Source organism: Dickeya oryzae (assembly GCF_020406815.2).
Lineage (GTDB): Bacteria > Pseudomonadota > Gammaproteobacteria > Enterobacterales > Enterobacteriaceae > Dickeya > Dickeya oryzae.
On record NZ_CP162670.1, the window covers coordinates 817,128 to 838,644 of the forward strand.

General features: G+C 55.6%; 19 protein-coding genes. 5 read left to right on the forward strand and 14 right to left on the reverse strand.

Annotated features, from left to right (window positions below):
• Position 1: 1 nt before the first annotated feature.
• The 12 genes from LF929_RS03460 to LF929_RS03515 all read right to left on the reverse strand — a co-directional run bounded on the left by LF929_RS03460 (position 2) and on the right by LF929_RS03515 (position 13,052).
• Complete coding sequence (locus tag LF929_RS03460; RefSeq protein WP_226092518.1) at positions 2–829, reverse strand: hypothetical protein; 828 nt, start codon at positions 827–829, stop codon at positions 2–4.
• A gap of 50 nt (positions 830–879) precedes the next feature.
• Positions 880–5,010: a baseplate J/gp47 family protein gene (locus LF929_RS03465; protein WP_226092517.1), complete on the reverse strand. Its 4,131-nt coding sequence runs from the start codon at positions 5,008–5,010 to the stop codon at positions 880–882.
• A 63-nt stretch (positions 5,011–5,073) separates the two neighbouring features.
• On the reverse strand, positions 5,074–5,493 hold the full coding sequence (locus LF929_RS03470) for a GPW/gp25 family protein (protein WP_038908977.1): 420 nt from the start codon (positions 5,491–5,493) through the stop codon (positions 5,074–5,076).
• Between the two features lie 2 nt (positions 5,494–5,495).
• Positions 5,496–5,795 carry a PAAR domain-containing protein gene (locus tag LF929_RS03475; RefSeq protein WP_016940542.1) on the reverse strand — a complete coding sequence of 100 codons (300 nt, stop codon included), beginning with the start codon at positions 5,793–5,795 and terminating at the stop codon, positions 5,496–5,498.
• Between the two features lie 375 nt (positions 5,796–6,170).
• Positions 6,171–7,961 (reverse strand): type VI secretion system tip protein VgrG, encoded by a 1,791-nt coding sequence (gene vgrG, locus LF929_RS03480; RefSeq protein ID WP_210174567.1) that lies wholly within the window; start codon positions 7,959–7,961, stop codon positions 6,171–6,173.
• A gap of 12 nt (positions 7,962–7,973) precedes the next feature.
• The gene (locus LF929_RS03485) at positions 7,974–8,621 is read right to left on the reverse strand and encodes a peptidoglycan-binding protein (protein WP_038905591.1); all 648 of its coding nucleotides are present in this window, start codon (positions 8,619–8,621) and stop codon (positions 7,974–7,976) included.
• A 14-nt stretch (positions 8,622–8,635) separates the two neighbouring features.
• On the reverse strand, positions 8,636–8,836 hold the full coding sequence (locus tag LF929_RS03490; protein WP_210174566.1) for a hypothetical protein: 201 nt from the start codon (positions 8,834–8,836) through the stop codon (positions 8,636–8,638).
• 20 nt (positions 8,837–8,856) lie between these two features.
• On the reverse strand, positions 8,857–9,315 hold the full coding sequence (locus LF929_RS03495) for a phage tail protein (protein WP_226092516.1): 459 nt from the start codon (positions 9,313–9,315) through the stop codon (positions 8,857–8,859).
• Positions 9,316–9,420: 105 nt separating this feature from the next.
• A complete protein-coding gene (locus LF929_RS03500; RefSeq protein WP_038905586.1) occupies positions 9,421–9,891 on the reverse strand; it encodes a phage tail protein in 471 nt (156 codons plus the stop codon).
• Between the two features lie 78 nt (positions 9,892–9,969).
• Positions 9,970–11,523 carry a phage tail sheath family protein gene (locus LF929_RS03505; protein ID WP_210174564.1) on the reverse strand — a complete coding sequence of 518 codons (1,554 nt, stop codon included), beginning with the start codon at positions 11,521–11,523 and terminating at the stop codon, positions 9,970–9,972.
• A 138-nt stretch (positions 11,524–11,661) separates the two neighbouring features.
• On the reverse strand, positions 11,662–12,474 hold the full coding sequence (locus tag LF929_RS03510) for a hypothetical protein (RefSeq protein ID WP_210174563.1): 813 nt from the start codon (positions 12,472–12,474) through the stop codon (positions 11,662–11,664).
• Positions 12,471–13,052, reverse strand: coding sequence for a DUF4255 domain-containing protein (locus LF929_RS03515; RefSeq protein ID WP_210174562.1), 582 nt, complete (start codon positions 13,050–13,052; stop codon positions 12,471–12,473). The genes LF929_RS03510 and LF929_RS03515 overlap by 4 nt, the downstream gene beginning before the upstream one ends.
• Positions 13,053–13,352: 300 nt before the next feature.
• On the opposite strand from LF929_RS03515, the gene LF929_RS03520 reads away from it, so the two are divergent.
• The 3 genes from LF929_RS03520 to LF929_RS03530 all read left to right on the forward strand — a co-directional run bounded on the left by LF929_RS03520 (position 13,353) and on the right by LF929_RS03530 (position 15,397).
• Positions 13,353–13,934 carry a hypothetical protein gene (locus tag LF929_RS03520; protein WP_038908972.1) on the forward strand — a complete coding sequence of 194 codons (582 nt, stop codon included), beginning with the start codon at positions 13,353–13,355 and terminating at the stop codon, positions 13,932–13,934.
• A 194-nt stretch (positions 13,935–14,128) separates the two neighbouring features.
• Complete coding sequence (locus tag LF929_RS03525) at positions 14,129–14,758, forward strand: NAD-dependent dehydratase (RefSeq protein WP_038908971.1); 630 nt, start codon at positions 14,129–14,131, stop codon at positions 14,756–14,758.
• Positions 14,759–14,821: 63 nt separating this feature from the next.
• Positions 14,822–15,397 carry a flavin reductase family protein gene (locus LF929_RS03530; protein ID WP_038908970.1) on the forward strand — a complete coding sequence of 192 codons (576 nt, stop codon included), beginning with the start codon at positions 14,822–14,824 and terminating at the stop codon, positions 15,395–15,397.
• A gap of 86 nt (positions 15,398–15,483) precedes the next feature.
• Here LF929_RS03530 and LF929_RS03535 read toward each other — a convergent pair whose 3' ends face one another.
• The gene (locus LF929_RS03535; protein WP_038905579.1) at positions 15,484–16,032 is read right to left on the reverse strand and encodes a single-stranded DNA-binding protein; all 549 of its coding nucleotides are present in this window, start codon (positions 16,030–16,032) and stop codon (positions 15,484–15,486) included.
• Between the two features lie 235 nt (positions 16,033–16,267).
• On the opposite strand from LF929_RS03535, the gene uvrA reads away from it, so the two are divergent.
• Both uvrA and LF929_RS03545 read left to right on the forward strand, forming a co-directional pair.
• Positions 16,268–19,099 (forward strand): excinuclease ABC subunit UvrA, encoded by a 2,832-nt coding sequence (gene uvrA, locus LF929_RS03540; protein WP_226092515.1) that lies wholly within the window; start codon positions 16,268–16,270, stop codon positions 19,097–19,099.
• A gap of 91 nt (positions 19,100–19,190) precedes the next feature.
• Positions 19,191–19,610 (forward strand): secondary thiamine-phosphate synthase enzyme YjbQ, encoded by a 420-nt coding sequence (locus LF929_RS03545; protein WP_038908968.1) that lies wholly within the window; start codon positions 19,191–19,193, stop codon positions 19,608–19,610.
• A gap of 46 nt (positions 19,611–19,656) precedes the next feature.
• Here the strand turns inward: LF929_RS03545 and LF929_RS03550 are convergent, their stop codons facing one another.
• Complete coding sequence (locus tag LF929_RS03550) at positions 19,657–21,267, reverse strand: diguanylate cyclase (RefSeq protein ID WP_368678958.1); 1,611 nt, start codon at positions 21,265–21,267, stop codon at positions 19,657–19,659.
• Positions 21,268–21,517 lie beyond the last annotated feature (250 nt).

Here is a 21,517-nt window from a genome sequence, read left to right on the forward strand (position 1 = left end):
CTCACTCCTCCTGCGCCGGTAACAGGCAGTCGTGCATGTAGGCGTCATGCCACAGTTGGGTGAGGTGGTAGCGAATGACGATGCCGTCGCCGTAACTGGTGTGGGTGCGAATCTGTAACCGGTAGGGGCGGATACCGTCATGACCGTGCGTGGGGGTATCGTCGCGCAGCCAGCGCAATGTCAGCTTGTCAGCCCGCGAATGGTAATAAGCATGGTGCGCGTTGATGCGGTTTTTGTGGCCGAAAAAGTTGAACAGAAAACCGCTGGGCGCGCAGGTATTCAGGGCGATAGCGTGGAGCAACGCGTAACGCCCTGAATGGCGGATACCCACACCGGCCATGACTTCAAACGCCTGGCACCCTTCCAGTCTGGGGGTGATGTCGTGCCACTGACCATCAGCCGGTAGTGTCTCTGCCCATTGCGCGCCGGCGCGACCTTGCGCGCCGATCACCCCGTTGACCTCAAGCGCATGGCGCGGCGCGGTCGTATTCACGCCCATTCGCCCTTCCGGGGTGAGTGTCAGCAAGGGGGCTGCGGCGTCCATTACCTCCTGCCCGTCGCTGAGGTGGCGGTCTATCTGTAAGCGATCGCTGTCCGGTTGCAGGCCGACTGACCACAACTCACGGCTGGGGTCACTGTCGCGGTAAAACGTCATCAGTCTGGCGTGGGCGTCCAGTGCGGCGACCTTCAGCCCGTGTTCCGGTGTTTTATCGAACCCCTCCTCGATTTTGTTGACTGACGAGTCGATCAAATCGGAAAAGTGCTCGGCGGACGGCATGGCGCCCTGACGGAAATAGTTTTTCAACGTGCCGCGATTTCGTTTTGCCACTGACCTACTCCTTTTGTCGCTGTCTCCCGTCGGGTGGGCCGCCATACGGGTTAGCGGACGGTGATAAAACTGTCGCCGATGACCAGATCGCCAATACCGATTTTTTCCGGCGCAAGCGGGCGCAGATCGGTACTGAGCCGCAACGCGTGTTGCTCAACCGGCAGGATAATATTCCAGGGATAGCGCGGACTTAGCCCGGTCAGATTCGGGGTGTTTGCGGCGGGATCGCGGGTGTTATCGTGCGACGGCGCAGCACTGTCAGATAACCACCAGCCCGTCGTCGGGTCATCACACTCATCGCGGGTGTCCTGACGCAGGATGACCAGTGAAAAGGCGGTCACGAAACGCACGTAATCGAGGTGGGCGATGAATGACTCGATTTGGTGCAGCGCCACGTGGGAACCGAAGCCCTGACTGACGCTGTCTTCGCGCCACGGGCAGAGGTAGGCACAGATATCCCGGTTCAACGTCCGCAATGCCTGCCCCGGGTGTTGTCCCGGCTGAAACGCGACGCTACAGCGTACCTGAACCCTGTCGTACACCGGTGAACGCACCGCGATGTTGGCCCCCGGCGGCGCGATGGTTTGCAACCAGCTTTGTATCCGGTGCAGCAGCGCGGCGCTGGTGTGCCGCGCGTCACAGGGATGATGCTGACAGGCTGGGTGGCGCTGGCGCACAAGCAGCAGAACATGCCCCGGATGATGACCCGGCACGCCGAAACGGGTATGTGGAAAACAACGCACCTGTTCGATATCCGCAAACTGTTGCAACACCAGCCGCTCATAATCCCAGCCGGTCAATGCCCGTCCTTTGTGACGCAACTGTTCGCTGACGCGCTGGTGGAACTGGCGCAGGGACTCGTGCGGCGCTTCACCCTGCACCGGCAGCATCAGGCTGACGCCGCCAAGCCCCGGCGGTGGCGACAATACCTGCCAGCCAGCACCAGAACCGGCAGTGGGCGGCTGCGGGGCGTTATGGTCTTCCTGTTCTGGCGTCCATTGCCGACGTGCCTGCACTACGTGGGTGGCGACATGCAGGCAGTTGGCGTACTCGCCGATGCCCTGGCGGGTGCTGACCTGCAACCAGTAGAGCTTATCCGGCATAACGGTGTGCCGATCGTTAATCTCTGTTGGGATCTCCAGCGTGATGATGCCGGAGGTGATAAAGCCGCAGGTGGTATCAGCAATGACCTGATGCGGCGGCAGAATGCGCCAGTCGTTATCCACCAGATAACGCCACTGAAACGCCTGTCGATGGCGAATGGCGGTAGGGGTGGCCTGATCGTCGAGATGGAAAAACAGGTTCAGCATGCCACCCGGTGATGAGGCCTGTAAGCCGATGAACAGGTTGCCGTCATCCTCGTAGCGGGGGAAAAAGGTGACGCTACGGGTGGCCTCGTCGGTGTTACGCATCGGGGACCGCACGTTATCGTCGGACAATTCTTCATAGCCGAATAGCACTTCATAGCCGAAAGGATGTAAATGCAGCAGATGGCTGTCCGGCAACGGCGTGTGACCGGGTGTGCCGGGGGTAAGCCGGGAGCAGGCGCGGTAGCCGAGCGTCAGCCGGTTGACAGCCGGGGTATACGGCGGGTTGGGCAGCGGTAGTGGCGTACGGTGTTTGGCATTGTGTATCAGCGTCTGGCTCAGCAGTGACGCGTATTGCTGGTGGCCAAACGCGTGCTCCGGTTCGCACAACGACAGGCGAATCAGGCCGTTGCGGCTGGTGCTATCGAAGCGAAAGGTATCCGCGTCGACGGCGTGGCGGCTCGGTTGAAACGCCTGCTTCAGCGAGGCATGAATCTGCCTGTCAGGGCGTAACCGATCGCTGCCTGCTTCGCAGTCAAACAGCGCGATATCGTGACTGACGACGTTCCATTCACCTTCACGCAGTACGGATAACTGCGCGTTAAAACGCGTGGTGGCGTAATCGCCGGGGTAAGCCTGATAGTGCTGGCGAAAGCCGTCGCTGCCGCCCGGCAGGTTGGCCCAGTCGATGGTCAGCGTGATGTCCTGTACCTGCTTTTGGGCGAGTTCATAGCAGGCGATCGTCAGCGAGGACTGGCTGACGGGTTGTGCCCCAAAAGGGTAAAACACCTTGCTGGCGTCGGCCTGGCCTTCCGGCGTGTAGACCTGAATTGCCTGAACGCCGGAGACCTCGGTGTTGAGGATTAACGGGCCGAGCACGAAATGGCGAAACACCGAATAAGGGAAAAAGGGCGTTTCTGGCTTCATGGTCACCTGCAACGCCGGGGCGTGGTAACACCACCTCTCACCGTGGATAGCCGGGTCGCAGGGGATGACGGCCCCAAACCCCGGCGGCAGGGTAAAGGTCAGCCGAAAACCGTAGGAGCCATCGTCGCCAGCACGCAGCGGATGGATGCGGTACGTGGCGATGGGCTGCCAGCCACTGTCGGTGCTGATGCGTAGCGAGAATAATTCGCTGCATAGGCGGTAGAAGGTGGCTTGCCGGTTGCCGTTGAGCAACGCTGCCAGCGACAACTGGCTGTCCGTGGGCAGTAACTGGCGACTGCGGGCCACAATCCATTGCCGGTCATCGTCATTCAGCCAGTCGGTCAGGCTCAGGCACTGGCGGCTAAACAGATGCCCCAGTGCCCGACGATAACAGGCCGGGTCGTCGGTCTGGCGCAATACGCCCAGTAACAGGTATTGGTACAGACGGCTGATGATGTGGTCGTCGCTGCCTTGTTGCAGTGCCTGTAGCTGGCGGGAAGATAATGCCTCTACCAGCGAGTGGATCGTGGCGGGGGCGCTGTCGTCAGGCAGCAGCGGTGTCATCGCACGTGCCAGCGAGAGCAATAGCGTGGTCAGCCGATTTCGCAACAGGGCCGGATAAGGGGTATCGCGCAGCAGGTAAAGTTGCTGCGCCAGTAGCGAATGTTGCGCTTCGTGAAGCGTGATGGTGAGGCTGACCCGACGCCGCCCTTCAGGCAGGTAGAGTACCGGGTCGATAATGGCGATGCCCGGCGCACAGGGCGACGGGTGGCGTTGTAACGCCGGTGTTTCGCCAAATAGCGTCAGCAGGGTGCGGGAGCGCGGCTGGTCATCGTGCCACGGCCACAGGCTGTCGCTGTGAATGGCGGTCACGAAATCCAGCTCCCGTTCTGGTGACATCAAGGGGTCACGCCTTAGCAGCAGCGAGTGAACCTGTTTGACTTCAGCGTCGGTCACCAACACCGGGTGTTCACTGTGGTAGAGCAGGTCGCGCAGTCGGTCATCCTGCCCGTGGCTAAAGGCGGTGCCGCGCGCCAGTGATACGGCAGGCGTTGCGGGATGTTCCAGCGTCAGTTTTAAAAAGACGGCGTCAGCGTTGAGCGGTTGTGGCTGCTGGCGGAGCACCTGCCGGTAGTAAAAATCGAGGTGTCGGGCGGTGAACCGGTTAAGCCGGGCTTGCGCTCTGGCGAATAAGCGCAGAAACGCCAGATACAGGGCGACTTCCGGGGCGTGATCGGCATGAGACAACGCCTGTTGCAGATGGCGGCGGCACTCGGCCTGCAACTGGCTGACAGCATTGATGGCGGCGGAAAAACACAACTGCAACTGCTCTTCCAGGATCGCAATGCCCGGTAATTGCTGCTGGAGCAACGGGTGCTGCTCGCTGGCGACAAACCGGCCGTTGTCGTAGCCAATCCCCCACAACGGGTCGAGGGCGGTCAGGCTGTCGTTTGCCAGCAGCGACTGGCGATAGTCCTCCAGTGCCTGTGCCAGGATCACCACGTACTGAAAGGGGCGCACCAACTGTGTTTTCAGCACCGTTTGGATCGTCAGCTTGATGTGGTCGGCACTGAGGGTCTGGACGGGAATAAAAGCCCGGTACCAGCGATCCAGATTGCCGTAGAGGGCGATCAAATACGCCAGTGTCTGATCCAGACCGCGTGACTGTGCCTGACGAAAACGGTTCTGTTCCAGCGTGGTGTCGAACGACAGCATGATAGCCATACCGGTGACTTCGCTTTTGGCAAACAGCGCCTGCCAGTTACCCGGCGGCGAGCCTTCACCGGCATCGAACGATAGCTGGGCGGCGATATCACTGGCCAGTACCAGCAAGGTTTCAAACGACATCTCATCTGCCAGAAACGCGCCGTCCTCCAGTGCTGGCGGCAGGCGCTGGTGTTGTGACGTGCCAGCGGGCGGCAAGGGGGGGCTCCAGTGTGTAGTCATGATTCAGCGACCTTGGTTAATGGGTGTCCGTCAGGGGCAGAGGTGAGCGGCGGCCGGAGCCGGTTAGGGGGTTGCGGTCAACGTGCCTTCCCGTAAATAGAACGGATACACCATGTTGCTGCGGGTATTGGTGGCAATCAGCGTGTAGTCGAGGTTAATCAGCAAGGTACCGTCGGGAGCATGGCTACTGTCGATAGTGATCGCCTGTAGCTGAATCCGTGGCTCAAAAAACAAGATGGCCTGCTCAATCCGGGTTTTCATGTCGGTCAGGGTGGAGAGCGTGAGGTCTTCAAACACCATGCCCTGAATATCGCAACCGTACTTAGGGGCCATAATGCGCTCGCCGGGGCGGGTGGAGAGCAACAGCGCCAGGCTTTGCCGGATATCTTCATCGCCGCTGACCATGCCAATACTGTGGGTTGTGGTATCAAACTGCGGCGGAAACCCCCAGCCGGTACCGAGAAACGCGTTGTCGTTATTCACGGTTATCCTCCTATCAACACAGTAAAATCGCCCAGCGCGATATTGCCGCCGTGGGCGGTGGTATCACCAAGGCGGGCTGCCGGTTTCCCGCCGATCAGCACCGTGGCGGAGCCTTTTACGATGGCGTCCGGTGGCCCGACACAGACGCAGTTATCCCCCAGCACCGCCGCTGGCAGTTTGCCAATCAGCACCGTCGGTACGCCGGGGCCGATAACCGGCCCGCCGACATGGGGAATCGGCGGCAACCCCGGCGTTACCATCGGGCAAGCGTGTAAGTCAGTCAGGCGAGCAGCAGGTGGCATAAATCTCCTTTAATTTTTTGTTGATAACCAACAACGTTGTCTCGTTGTGTGCTGTACCCGTCTGGCGTTAAAACTGTGCTGAGGTGTGCGCCACCGCCGGGTGAGCCGCATGGACGCGGCGAAAGCCCTTGCCGCGCCGGGAGCGCGTCAAGGGCGGCCCGAACAGCGGGGGCGAACGCCGAAGGCACCGCGCAGCGGCACAGTTTAGCCACCAGCCAGTGGTCAAGGAGAGGCGGCGTTTGAGCCTCTCCTTGTCGTGCGTGCGATGATGTTGCAAAGATAAAATGAGGCTTATCGCGCACGAAATGCTACTCAGTGTTTTCAGACATTCGATAACCACTGCCCTACTGCCCTACTACCCTCAATCAGTCAACGTTAATTGATCATCACGATGCCGCCTTTCACGGTGGTTTGGCCGGAGGCCGACAGTTCGGCGGTGGCGTTGCCTTTGGCGGTCAGGCCGGTTTTGGCCGACAGGTTGACGTTCATCCCCTCGGCGGTGACGTCGGCTTTGGCGCTGATATCGACGGTGCGCCCGGCGCTGAGTTCGATTTTCCCTTTGGCGCTGAGGGTGATGTTCTTCGGGCTGTCGAGCGTGATGCCAGACGCATCCAGCGTGACGCTGTTGCCGTTCAGGTCCTGTAACGTCACCGTTTTGCCTTTGTCGCTCAACATCACCTGATTGCCGCCGGGGGTCGTCAGGGTGATGGACTTGTCTTCTTCGTTGAACTGCAACGTTAACTGGCTGCGGGTCATCAGCGTTTTGAGGGTGTTTTTGGCTTCGGGTGTGACCGGTGGTGGGTTCTTGCTGCTGTACAGGCTGCCGAGGATCACCGGGTCGGACGGGTTATTGTTGAAGTAACCCAGTATCACCTCGTCACCCACCTCCGGCATAAACTGTGCCCCGATGCCGGATGAGGCGTAATAACTGGCCAGACGCGCCCACAGGCCGTCGTTTTCCGCCTGCGTCACCGGTAGCGATACCTGAACGCGATGCTGCTGTTGTGGGTCGCCGTCGAGCTTTTTGACGATGCCTATCTGCAAGCCATCCACGCCCGGCAGCAGACCAGCGGCAGGCGGCGGCGTGAGGTCCCGGTGTTCGGCCGACCAGGCCGGCGGCATACCGAAATCGATGTGGGTCAGCCACTGCCCATCCTGAATATGGTGGCGAACGCCGCTGACATAGAGGTGGCCGTTAAAACGCGCGCCGACGCCAGCCAGCTCAATCAGCGTGTTGATGCGTGCGCGGGCGCAGCCCTGACAGGTTAGGGTGCCGCGCAGGCGGGAGAGGGCGGATTTTACCTGTTGACCGCTTGCCCAGTCCCGCAGGGCGCTGGCTGGCAGCGGCGTGGCGCTTTGCAGCCGGAACGCGGGCAGCCCCAGTACGCGGGCCAGCTCATCGGCGCTGAGGTTGCCTTGCTGGCTGACGGACTGCGCGGCAGCGTTTTCCTGTATCGGCTGCTGGTTTTTGATATCCCAGCCAACGCCGGTGACCGAGGTGAACTGGTAACGGGCGTCGATGTCGGCGGTCAGTGACATCAGGTCGTCACCGTAGGTGAGGGTCAACACCGGTGACGCGCTCAGACAGGGCGCGGTGACCGCTACCGTATTATCGTCGTTGCAGACCACCAGCCCGTTGGCTTCCGCTCGGGTCAGCAAAAAATCCCAGTCGGTGCAGTTGAACTGCACCAGCTCGTCGTGCTGGGTGGTTGTGGTGTCGACACGGGCGGTAAGCCCGGCGCAGCCGCCGATCAACTGTCGTAAGATGTCGCTGTCTTTCTTCTTGAGGTAGTTGTTGTTGCGGCGCGCGACTGTCATGCCGATAGCGCTGTCCCGGCATTCGATGATCAGCCGTGAATGACCCGCACCACCGAGGCGGATGCCGTGGCGAATGATGATCCCCTCGAACAACACCTGTTCCTGACTGGCGTAACCGGCGGCGATAGTCAGTGCGTTGCCCGGTTTGAACAGCGAGCCGCTACTGAGCGGAAAACGGTTTTGCGGCATGTCGCCATCCTCAATCACCAGCTCGGCGCGGGCGATATGATTCACCCGTTTACAGACATGGAGGGATAACACCTGAATAGCGTTACCGATCTCGGTGCCGTTGCTCTTGATGGTGTAGGTCACCACGCCGTCATGGTGTGTTGCCGGGGAGTCCGCCATATCGTGATTCCGTCAGGCCAGTGGGGGAAAATACAGGCGTGTGCCCGGTGCAATGTGCATCACGCTATTCAGGTTGTTGTAACGGGCGACCGCCACGTAATAGGCACTGTCCTGATAAATGTCATGGCAGAGTTGCGCCAGGGTATCGCCTTGTTTCACCACCACACTGTGGGTGAGGTCCGGCGAGGAGCGATTGGCCCGCAATGCCTGCTCGCTGCTGTCCAGATAGTTGTCGAAGCGCAACCCGAGGGTGGCGCGCAGTGGCGCACCGGCGGCGTCGAATAACGAGTAGCGAATATCAAGACGGGTCAGGCGTCCTTTGAACGACAGGGTGCCCCAGGTCAGTACCACCACGCTGGGTTCGTGCTTCTCGCCGACATAGCGATACACCACGTTTTTCAACTGGGTAACCTGACTGGCGACATCGGGCTTTTGCGGCTGCTCGACCACGCCGGTGCCGTCAATCATCAACTCGAAACTGAGGCTCTCGCTCTGGTAGCTGGCAAAATCAAGCCGCGGTGCCAGGCTGCCGAGTGTCCGGTTGCCCGCCACCGCCCGGTTGGTGTAGTTAATGCCGTGCTCGTGACGGAGGCTGGCAGGGTTGAGCATCACGTCAAACTGCTGCTTTTTATCGAGGGTGCGGATAGTCAGCTTCTGCATGATAGCGCCTCCGGTTAGCGTTCCCGCGGCCCGCTGTTCAGGTGATGCAGTACCTGCGTGCCTGCTGGCGCGCTGTGTGAGGCATCCTGCCCACGGTTGTCCGCCGCGTTGTCTGTGTCGCTGTCGAGGCTGCCCGTGTCCTGCCGCGGAGCATCCGGGTCATTCGGCTGGATAACCCGTGAGTAAATCGTCAGTTGTCGCACTTCTATCGCCATGATGGTGTCTCCTTCTGCGGTTACTGCTTGCGTGTCGAACGACTAAAACACAGCACAATCTCTTCAATCGCCACCTCATTACCGGTGGCGTGGAAACGATCGACCCGCCAACTGATGGGGTAGGCGTTATAAAACAGCCATACCCGCAACGGGTCGCCCTGTTCGTTCAGCAGGCTGACGCTGACCTCTTTGGTTTCCAGCGGGCCATTCAATTGCCCTTCAAAGCAACGCTTACACCAGCGCACCAGCGGCGAACTGGCTGAACCGAGGCCCCGGCGCAGCGTGAGCGGCCCGTGTTTCACCGCCACTGGCAGGTGATACAGGTTGTTATTGCCGCCCTCGCGGAAGGGTTCGGTTTCAATACGTGTCTCAATACCGGACACTTCCTGAAACGCCTGATCGTCGCCGCTGTTGTCGATATTCACGCTGAAATAAAACGCGGGTAGCGGCCATTCACTGCTGGATGATGGTTTTTGCATCAGCATTACCGGGTCTGGTTAGTGGCTACGCCAGATGAGCCTGATGACCGGGTTAATGCAGCGCTAATCTGCTGCATTAACCGTTCTCACGCCGTGAACCGGCGATTACACCGAGACTTCCAGCCCTTCGTGCGCCAGTTCGATGGTTTCAACCGCCACTTCATTGCCGTCTGATTTCAAATCCGTCCCGCTGATTTTGGTCGGCCAGGCGTTTTTGAGCTTCCACGTCATGGCCGGGCTGCCGCTTTCATCGAGCAGGTTGATGGTGACGGCGGTGCGGGCAATGGTGTTCATCTTGATTTTCGAGAACCAGTCGTAAAAGTTGTTATCTTTGACGAAAATGCCTTTTTTCAGCGTCACATTGCCGGACTTGATAATTCCGGGCATTTTGATGGTGGAAAATACCGGGCTGTTGCCCGCGCGGTATTCAATAATCTGGGCTTCGATATCCAGGCCGGTAATTTCCTGAAACGACGCCACCATGCTGGCGCCCGCGCCGCCGTCCCATTTCACTTCAAAGTGAAATTTGGGCATCGGCCATACGGTGCTTGACTGAGCGGAACCGTCATCTGCCATGGGTGTTCTCCTTGAAGAGGGTGATAAAACCTGTGTTCGTCAAAAACCTAAGGTCGCTAAAACGTCATACCGTCAGCATCAGGATTTCTGCATCTGCTGCTGGAAGGTGATTTCGATAAACTCGGCCGGACGGCTGATGGCTACCAGCACGGTGATACGCAGGATCCCTTCCAAAATGTCCTGCGGCGTCATGGTCTTGCCAAGACCGACATCCACGCTGTAGGCGTCTTCCGGTGAGGCTCCCGCCAGCCCGCCGCGCTTCCAGATGCCGAACAGAAAGTTTTCGATCATGCTTTCCATCGAAACCCAGGTATTGGCGGTGTTAGGTTCGAACACGTAGGCTTTGGCCGCCTGTTTGATAGACTCCTCGAGCATGATCATGGTCCGGCGCACATTGACGTAGCGCCAGTCGAGGCTGTTGCCGTCCAGCGTGCGCGCGCCCCACACCAGCGTGCCTTCGCCGGTGAAGGTACGCAGCGCGTTGATCGATTTCCCCTGGGTGGTGACGTTCAGGTCTTCCTGCTCGTCGGCGCTGATATTCACGCTGGGTGACACCACCGCGTTCAGGCTGACGTTGGCCGGGGCTTTCCACACGCCACGGGCGTTATCCACCATGGTGTAGATCCCCGCCATCGATGCGGCGGGTGGCAGCAGGTTTTGCTGACGCCGGATGTTTTCCAGCACACTTTTGTAAATGGGGCTGATAGAGAACAGGATTTTGTGCAGCAAGGTTTTCTCTGCCTCGCTTTGTTCCACCGTCAGTTTGGCGACTTCGTCCAGCATCTGTTGCTTTTTGGCCGCTTTGAGCTTGTTGCCACCGCTGTTTAACTGCTCAGGACTCAGTGCGTCCAGTTCTTTGAACGCGGAGGCGATTTCCGCGTTCAACACGGTAATCAGAATGTCCGGGTTGTTGACGTTGGCGAAACTGATGTCGCTGTCCTGAATGATTGAGGTGTTCAGCCACGGGTAGTACGCGGTGGCGTAATCCAGGTAGTTGATGCCCAGTTTGGAACGGAAGTTGGCGATACAGTCGCCGCTCGGGTCCTGTCGGTCTTTATACCCTTCCCAGACATCAAGAATGGCGATGCGGTTTTTCATGGTACCGCCGCAGTGGGCCAGCACGGCCTGCTGCACGTTGATGCAGTCGTCTTCTTTCAGGCATACCGCTTCCGGGGTCAGCACCATGGTGGGTTCCGGCTCTTTGAGCAGTGGTGTAATGCCGTTTTTCAGTGCATCAGCATCAATGGCGTCTTGATAGCTCCCCACCGAGATGATGTAGCAGGGGCCGCCGCCATTCTGGAAAAAGAACAGCATGCTGTAGTACAGCAGGTAGCGGGTATTCGCCAGGGTCAGGGTATAGGCTTTACCGGCCTGACTGAAAGCGGCATCGCCCGGTACTTGATCGGTTTTTTCGACGATATCGAATTTATGCAGCGGCGCGCCGCCAAAATAATGGCGAAAATCCGACATCGAGGTAATTCGCCACGCTTTATTACGCAGTGATACGCCGCCATTTTCCGCCTTTTCGGTATAACCAATAAAGGCCGGTACCGCCGTGGCGACTTCAACAACGGAATTGGGGAAGGCGTTTTTTTCAACAATATAAACGCCTGGGGTTTTCATCACGCCCATAGTGTGATTCCTTCTGATTGAGAGAGATAACCACCCCGCGCCCTTTCGATGCCGAGAATAAAAGGTACCTGCGCCGGTATGGCGGTATCGCTATTTTTTATTGCGCTATTTTTTTATTGCCCTGTCTTTATCGTTATGTCAGTTAACAATGATTTCCGAGACAACATCGAATGACTTATCCGTTTGAAATCGACATTGATGCTGTGGCATGGCGACCGGTAATCGTTCAATCAATACGGTGTTGTCCTGATAAAGTTGAAAATAATAGTCTGACTTTTTTTGTATTCTTAATGGTTCACAGGAAATAAACGCCTGTGCCCGTTGGCCATTAGCCAGTATTTCCTCCCCCAGATAATCAAACTGATTATTCTGGCAGTTATCCCGAATACATGTATTCGTATTAACATACGGCGCGGTGAACAGATATTTCCAGCGCCGCCGTTGGCAGCGAAACGGCATAATAAAGACCGGTTCTGTTCGCCGGTTGAGAAATGCCGTTATTGCTGTTGCATTAATCTCAATATCAACCAGCCAGAGCCACCCTTTCGTTGAGGGTCGCAGACGGTGCGATGCCTCAGTGAGCCTGTCGCTGCTTGTTTCCAGACGCACCTCGCCGGGTTCTGCGCCGTTCAGTGTGTAACGGAAGTGCGGAGTCTTCGGTTCCAGCAGCCCGCTGGCGTCGGTCACACTGGTGTCGGTGTAGCTGAAAAAATTCGGCTCCCGGCTGCTAAACCACCACCGCAGCGTTACGTGTTCCACCGCCTGAAGGGCGGGATGGGTTCTATCCGCCAGCACCAGTACCCCGTCAGCCTGTGGTTTGGTCAACAGCCCGATGCTTGTCGCCGCCTGTTGGCTACCTGGCAGCCATTCGCCATAAAACGGCAGGCTGGTACAGCCGGTAAAAAATTCATGTTCGATACGCAATTGAAATAACACGTCGTAATCGCTCATGACGTTGTGCCCTTAGTCACGGTGGCAGGCAATTGTCTGACACTTTCGGTCTGCGACTGAATCGCCTGGCTATCAGCAATTTTTACCCGCACACGGTATACCGCAGACGGTAAATAACGAGTGCCTAACATCGTCCACATCGTGCTGAGTTCGTGACGCGGCAGGCTGTCCATTTCCAGTAATAGTTGCTCAATTGCCTCATCCATATCTGGGGCGTTATAACGGTTAAGCAGGGCATTTTTATGAAAGAACGCCATCGCATGGGCGATCATTTGTAATCCTTCCGCGTATTGCGCACCGCTAAAATTTGCCGCCACCACCAGCGAAATGCGTACAAATAACGGCGGCGTACTAACAGCAAAACGATTCCCAGGATTAGCGGCATTATTCCGATACGTCACGGTTTCTTTTTCAATATTCGATAAAAACACCACCAGTTTATTTTTTGTGAGTGGAAACATCTTACCGTCGTCATCAGCCGGGTTCGCAATAACCACAACGTCATCATGCAGGTTCAGGATATTTTTTAGGTATTGATTTAATTGCCGGGTCAGGTAATGGATAGAGGCGTGGATCATGGGGGTTCCTTTATTAATTATCCTCTTTAGATCTTGCTATAAATGAGGTGGCTGTAAGTCGTACAGCAAGTATTGCTGATGAAATTTGTGCCGAAAAGAGCATTCGGATTTCTGACTGAATTAACCATGGTTTTTACTGGTTTTTGAAATAATTTATTCATTTCTATTTTTTCTTTTTTTATATGACGTTTTTTACTTGCTTTTGTTAAATCTACTCTGGCGCTTTTTTGTGATTGATTCTTATGATATTGTTATAAAATTATTGGGTCTGACCCTGCCGATTGACAGGTCTTAAACCCTATGTTTGAGGTTTTTCTCGTCTTTCTTATTGATGATTTTATTATCTTTCTATTAGCTATTCGGAGGCTATACATGACCTTGGGGCGTTCTATCAGTCTACTTTTACCCCTTATTTTCCTTTCTTCACACGCTATTGGAGCGGCGAAGTCATTCGATGGTATAACCTGTAAGAGTGATATTCCCTCGGCATTAATCGGGCGCCATATGCCAAATGAGAGTACTGTAGCCACCGAAGAGCGTTACAAGAGTATTGATCTCAAAGATCTGGGGACTTACGGCATGGAAAGTGATGGTGATCCCTGGTCGCTTGAGTCATGGCAAATATGCGGTCGGGAGTATTTCTTACTCGATCGTCGTGAAATCGTCAAAGATGTCCTCTCGTCACCTTCACCGAAAGAAAACCCTAAAACACAAATCGTTTCGTGTGTAGTTGATGGTTCGAATTCCCACGATACGTTTGTTACGTTTATCTCATCGGAGGAAAAACCATGGCCAAGGACGGTTGAACACGCCTGGCGCATCAATGACAAGACAGTCAAATTTTCGAAGGTTGAAGGCAAGGAAATTGTTTGCAACCCATAGTCATTAGTATTTGGGGTAACCAGCGGATGGTTGAACGGATCGGTACAAAACACCGTGCGGTCTGTTCATCTGTATTATGTTGAACTTAAATCAGGTTGGTATCTTATTTGTGCAATCTGGGTTATGCCCTTTAGTGAGTTCTGCCATGTTGCGATGCTGTTTCATGCCACTATTCCATACGGAGATAAATAGAAATGAAACTACTACTTGTCGGCGCAACCGGGTTGGTCGGCCATCAGGTGCTATTAAAGGCACTGGCAGAGTCGCGTATTACGCAGGTGACGGCACCGGTACGGCGTGAATTACCCGCTCACGACAAACTGTTGGCACCGCAGGTGAGCTTTGAACACTTGCCGCAAGATGCCGACTGGTGGCAGGCCGATGCCGTGATCTGCACGCTGGGCACCACCATTAAAACGGCAGGGAGTCAGGCGGCATTCTACCGGGTTGATCATGACTACCCATTGGCGGTTGCACGTCTGGCTAGGCACCACGGTACGCCGACCTACGTGCTGAATTCAGCCAGAGGGGCGAGCGTTACGTCGCGGTTTTTCTACAACCGGGTGAAAGGTGACGTGGAGCGCGATCTGGCCGGGGTGGGTTTTGCCTCACTGACGCTGGTGCGTCCAGGGCTGATTGGCGGCGATCGACACGAACGGCGGCCCGGTGAATGGGCGGCACAACAGGTATTGCGTGTATTGCATCCTGTGCTGCCACGGGCTTTGCACATTAACCCTGCACAGCGGATTGCCGATGCGTTACTGGAAGCCGCGTTGAACCCCGTTGCGGGTGTGCGAACCATTAGCTCTGAACATTTGGTGTAAGTGTCAGGACACTATGTATGCCAGGAGTATGCCAGAACACTATGTATAACGCAGGAGTTAAACATGAATAGCGCAATTTCACCGGTTGAGCTGGCAAAAGCCTATCGGCTGGTTAACCACGGGCCGACGGTGTTGGTGTCGGCCAGTCATAACGGGGTTGAGGATGTGATGGCGGCGGCCTGGTGCTGTGGGCTGGATTTTGCACCACCTAAGCTGACTGTCGTGCTGGATAAAGCGACCAAAACACGCGAGCTGCTGGAAAACAGCGGCTATTTCGCTATTCAGGTGCCGACAGTGGCACAACTACAATTAACCAACCAGGTCGGGAATATCAGCCTGCGGGATAACCCGGACAAACTGGCGCACTGCCAGGTGGAACTGTTTCGCACCAGCGAATCGGATGTGCCTTTGGTGGCCGGTTGTGCAGCGTGGTTGTTGTGCAAGCTGATCCCTGAAGCCCACAATCAGCAAACTTACGACCTTTTTATCGGTGAGGTTATCGCTGCCTGGGCGGATTCACGGGTCTTTAGTGACGGTCACTGGCATTTTGAGAAGGCCGACCCGACATGGCGTAGCCTGCATCACGTGGCGGGTGGGCATTATTACGCTATCGGCGATGCGCTGAATGCAGGGGAATAGCGATATAAACGAACGCCCTGCAAGGGCAGGGCGTTGTAAGGGGATAATACCGGAACCTGTGTCGGCCCCGGCATTGATGACGCTTATCAGAACGGAATGTCGTCGTCAAAATCCATCGGCGGTTCGTTGCCCGGCATCGGTGCGCTTTGCTGAGGACGGGATTGACCGCCACCGCTGAACTGGTTGGCTTGCTGCGGCTGTTGCGGCTGACCCCAACCACCTTGTGGCGCGTTGCCACCCGCATTGCCGCCCATGTTGCCACCAGCAGCAGGTGCGCCGCCGCCGGTGCGGCCGCCCAGCATTTGCATGCTGCCGGAGATATCGACCACCACTTCAGTGGTGTAGCGATCCTGGCCGCCCTGATCCTGCCATTTGCGGGTACGCAACTGACCTTCGATATACACCTGAGAGCCTTTGCGCAGGTACTCACCGGCGATTTCCGCCAGCTTGCCGTAGAGGGCGACGCGGTGCCACTCTGTACGCTCTTTCTGCTCGCCGGTCTGCTTGTCGCGCCAGCTGTCCGACGTGGCCAGAGTCAGGTTAGCGACTGCGCCGCCATTCGGCATGTAACGGACTTCCGGGTCCTGACCCAGATTCCCGATAAGAATCACTTTGTTAACGCCTCTGCTGGCCATGTTGGTGTCTCCTGAACAATCACTTCTATAAATTTTAAACGAAAAACTATATCACGCCATTGAGTCAGATAATACCCGCGAGGCGAACCGCATTCTTTTTTCCGCCGTTGCAGAAATTGCCATCAGATACTGGATATCCATTCAGTTTTGTTTGTGCCATAATCGGCCGTTTCTACTGGTTTCCTTTCTTAGCTAAAGGATAAAAAGAACAGCGTCTACTGCGGGAAAAGTGTGCATGGATAAGATCGAGATTCGTGGTGCCCGTACCCATAACCTGAAGAACATCAACCTGATTATTCCGCGTGATAAGCTTATCGTCGTGACGGGGTTATCCGGTTCGGGCAAATCCTCGCTGGCGTTCGATACGCTGTATGCCGAAGGGCAACGTCGTTATGTGGAGTCGCTATCGGCTTACGCGCGCCAGTTCCTGTCATTGATGGAAAAGCCGGATGTGGACCACATCGAAGGGCTGTCGCCCGCCATTTCCATCGAACAGAAATCTACGTCCCATAACCCGCGTTCTACCGTCGGCACCATCACTGAAATCCACGATTACCTGCGTTTGTTGTTCGCCCGCGTTGGTGAGCCACGCTGCCCGGAACACGATATTCCGCTGGATGCCCAGACCGTCAGCCAGATGGTGGACAACGTCTTGTCCCAGCCGGAAGGCAAGCGGTTGATGCTGTTGGCACCTATCGTGAAAGAACGTAAAGGCGAGCACACCAAGACGCTGGAGAACCTGGCGACGCAGGGCTACATCCGCGCGCGTATCGACGGTGAAGTGTGCGACCTGTCAGACCCGCCGAAACTGGAACTCCAGAAAAAGCACACCATTGAAGTGGTGGTAGACCGCTTTAAAGTACGCAGCGATTTGGCACAGCGTTTGGCGGAGTCGTTCGAAACCGCGCTGGAGTTGTCCGGCGGCACCGCTGTGGTGGCGGATATGGACGATCCGAATGCGCCAGAGCTGCTCTTTTCCGCTAACTTTGCCTGCCCGGTGTGTGGTTACAGCATGCATGAGCTGGAGCCGCGGCTGTTTTCGTTCAATAACCCGGCGGGTGCCTGCCCAACGTGTGACGGGCTGGGCGTACAGCAGTTTTTTGACCCGGCGCGTGTGGTGCAAAACGGCGAATTATCGCTGGCAGGCGGCGCGATCCGCGGCTGGGATCGCCGTAATTTCTACTATTTCCAGATGCTGCGTTCACTGGCGGAGCACTATGAGTTCGATGTGGAAGCGCCGTTCGATAGCCTCAGCCCGGCGATTCACAAGGTAATTCTGTACGGTTCCGGCAAAGAGAATATCGAGTTCAAATATATCAACGATCGCGGCGATACCTCGGTGCGCCGTCATCCGTTCGAAGGGGTGCTCAACAATATGGAGCGCCGCTACAAAGAGACGGAATCGACTGCTGTACGCGAAGAACTGGCGAAATTCATCAGTAACCGGCCGTGCGCCAGCTGTAATGGCACCCGCTTGCGTGAAGAGGCGCGCCACGTTTACGTGGAGCAGACCACGCTGCCACAGATTGCTGACATGAGCATCGGCCATGCGATGGAGTTTTTCCATAACATCAAGCTGAGCGGCCAACGGGCGAAAATCGCCGAAAAAGTGCTGAAAGAAATCGGCGATCGGCTGCGTTTTCTGGTTAACGTGGGTCTGAATTACCTGTCGCTGTCGCGCTCGGCGGAAACCTTGTCGGGCGGCGAAGCGCAGCGTATTCGTCTGGCGAGCCAAATCGGTGCCGGTCTGGTTGGTGTGATGTATGTGCTGGACGAACCGTCTATCGGCCTGCATCAGCGTGATAACGAGCGCCTGCTGGAAACATTGATCCACCTGCGTAACCTCGGTAACACGGTGATTGTGGTGGAACACGATGAAGACGCCATCCGTGCCGCTGACCACATTATCGATATCGGCCCCGGTGCTGGCGTACACGGCGGTCAGGTGATTGCCGAAGGCACGGCTACGCAGATCATGGCGGTGCCGGAATCATTGACTGGGCAGTTCCTGAGTGGGGCGCGCAAAATCGAGATCCCGGAGCAGCGTGTGCAGGCGGATCCGTCTAAAGTGCTTAAGCTGATTGGTGCGCGCGGCAATAACCTCAAAGACGTGACCCTGACGCTGCCAGTCGGGCTGTTCACCTGCATTACCGGGGTGTCTGGTTCTGGTAAATCGACGCTGATCAACGATACGCTGTTCCCGATTGCCCAGCGCCAGCTTAACGGTGGTGAACTGAACGAACCGGCACCGTACCGCGAGATCCAGGGGCTGGAGCAATTCGATAAGGTGATCGACATCGATCAAAGCCCGATCGGTCGTACCCCTCGCTCGAACCCGGCCACCTACACCGGCGTTTTTACGCCGATCCGCGAGTTATTCGCCGGTGTACCCGAAGCGCGCAGCCGCGGCTATAACCCCGGTCGGTTTAGTTTTAACGTGCGCGGCGGGCGTTGCGAAGCCTGTCAGGGCGATGGTGTTATCAAGGTGGAAATGCACTTCTTGCCGGATATTTATGTGCCCTGTGACCAGTGCAAAGGCAAACGCTATAACCGCGAAACGCTGGAGATTAAATACAAGGGCAAGAGCATCCATGAAGTGCTGGAGATGACCATCGAAGACGCCCGCGAGTTCTTTGATGCCATTCCGGCGCTGGCGCGTAAGCTGCAAACCCTGATCGATGTCGGTTTGTCTTACATCCGTTTGGGACAGTCGGCCACCACGTTGTCCGGCGGGGAGGCGCAGCGCGTGAAGCTGGCGCGTGAGCTGTCGAAGCGTGGCACCGGTCAGACGCTGTATATTCTGGACGAGCCGACGACTGGCCTGCATTTTGCCGATATTCAGCAGTTGCTGGCGGTTTTGCACCAGTTGCGCGATCAGGGCAACACCATTGTGGTGATCGAGCACAATCTGGATGTGATCAAAACCGCCGACTGGATAGTCGATCTGGGCCCGGAAGGGGGCAGTGGCGGCGGTGAGATTCTGGTGTCCGGCACGCCGGAAACGGTAGCCCAGTGCGCGCAATCCCACACCGCCCGGTTCCTGAAACCGATTCTGGATCGGGGTTAATCCCGCCAGCAAGGTGAGGTTTGTTAAGCGCGGCGTGCCGCGCTTTTTTATGGCATCCTCTGGCGATGGTTACCACCACAGGAGAGATGAAATGTGGAAACAATACGATATTCGGCTTAAACCCCGGTCCCGTGGTTTTCATTTGATCACCGATGAAGTGCTGGGGCAGGTGACGGATTTACGTCAGGTGAAGGTCGGGTTGCTGCATGTGTTTATCTGCCACACGTCCGCATCGCTGACGGTCAATGAAAATGCCGACCCCACCGTGCGCCAGGACTTCGAGAGCTTCTTTAATCAGTTGGTGCCGGAAGACGAACCCTATTACCGCCATACCTATGAAGGCAGCGACGACATGCCTGCGCACCTGAAGAGCAGCCTGTTGGGCAGTAGCCTGATGCTACCGGTACGCAACGGTCGGCTGCATGTTGGCACCTGGCAGGGGATTTACCTGTGTGAACACCGTAACCACGGAGGCAGCCGCTCGCTGGTGGTGACGTTGCAGGGGGAATAACCGGTAACGGTGTGTTGCTGGTTACCGGCCCGGTAGGGCGGGCCGCTTAGTGTTGCACCAGTGACATGTCGTCAGAGAGGTATTCCACCACCACCTGATTCCGCCCGCCGTTTTTCGCTTTGTACAGCGCGTTATCTGCCGTTTTAATGGCGATATCCAGCGCGGATTTTTGCGGGTTAAAGGTGGTCACGCCGATGGAAATGGTAACCTGATGGTGGTGCGCACCCGGCACATAGACCGTGTTGGCGACATTATTACATAACCGTTCGGCTATCACCGTCGCGACATGGATATCGGCACCGGGCAGCAAAATAAGAAACTCTTCGCCACCAATTCGGCAGACCAGGTCGGTTTTGCGGAAGTTTTTACGGATTTGCTGGCTCAGTTTACAAATCACCGTATCCCCCACGTCATGCCCAAAAGAGTCATTGATCGATTTGAAATGATCGATATCGATGGCGATGACCGAGACTTTTTTATATTCCCCCCGGATCTCTTCCATGCTTTCCAGCATACCTCGCCGGTTCAACATGCCGGAAAGTGGGTCGGTGTGCGCTTCTGAACTGAGGCGGCCAATACGCTTATGCAACAGCACTGTTCCCATCAGTAGCACCCGCTTGAGCTGTTCTATCTCCTGATACCAGGCTTTGACCGCCCGGATTTTACTAATCACGCCGGGCTGCTCCATACAACTGGCTGATTTGGCTAACTGACGTAGCGGTTTGGCGATGTAATAGGCCAGAATGCTGAGCATCAGCAGGGTGACGAGGCCCAACGGCGTGCCTTGTTCCAGCACATTCAGCATGACACCATTCAGTTCCTCTTCAATGGAGTGGAATGACTGTTGGGTAATAATAATCCAGCCTGATTTTTGTGTTCGGATAAAGGAAGCCGGTGAGGGGATCCCCTGTTCATCTGGCATCATAAAGCTGCCTTTATCCTGGCCGTTAATCGATGATAAGAGGGTGGGATCAGTAAATTTAGTACCGACTTGCGCAATATCGTGGTGATAAATAATGGTGCCGTCGTTATCAATGACGTAAGTATTAAAGCTGTCATTGCTAAATTGTGTATTCATGAATTCATTCAGAATACGTCGGTTATTAAGGTAAAGGGAACCACCGACATAGCCGAGGTAATGCCCTGCATTATCCAGAATAGGTTGGGAAATAAAAATAATATAGTTTCCACTTAGGGAGATATAGGGTGTGCTGATAAAAAAACGTTTCTCCTTCTTTGCGGTAAAATGCTGGCGAGAGTTTACTGTGAGGCCTGTCAAATTTAATGACGTTGGTGAGGCGGCGATGATTTGCCCCTTTTCTGTCAACACCAGCATTGAATTAAAGACATGGCTTAACCGGTGAATGCGTTGCAGTTCGTTTTGCAGCGCCTGCATATTGCCGGATTGGACATGTGTAACGAGCAACCTGGCACCGTACGACAATTGCTCTTCTGAAATAGAGAAAAAATTATCTACCGTAGCGGATAATTTGGATGAATAGCCTGAGTTGATTTTAGTGGCTTGTTCGATAAGTAATTTTTTCTGAACATGATAAAAAGTGAAATAGCTGTTCAGTAGAGTAATAAACATACTGGCAAGAGAAATGAATAGCATTAAATGCAAAAGGTTTAGTCGAAGCAGGTTTTTCATTCGCATTTAGTTATCGTTACCGCATTTATTACCATTTATGGTGGCACAAGATGTGCAATTCATTTGTTTTTTCGTTAAGGGAAGACACACGTCTGACCCTAATAATTAAGTAGTAGTCAAAGATTAAAATAGTGTCAACCGGCGTGGTGGCGAAATTTTTAGACAAAATTGAAAATAAAAAAGAAACTGTGTTTTAATTAAAATAATGGATATAAATACTAATAAGAGTATGCCGTAAGATCCTACCACCACAGGT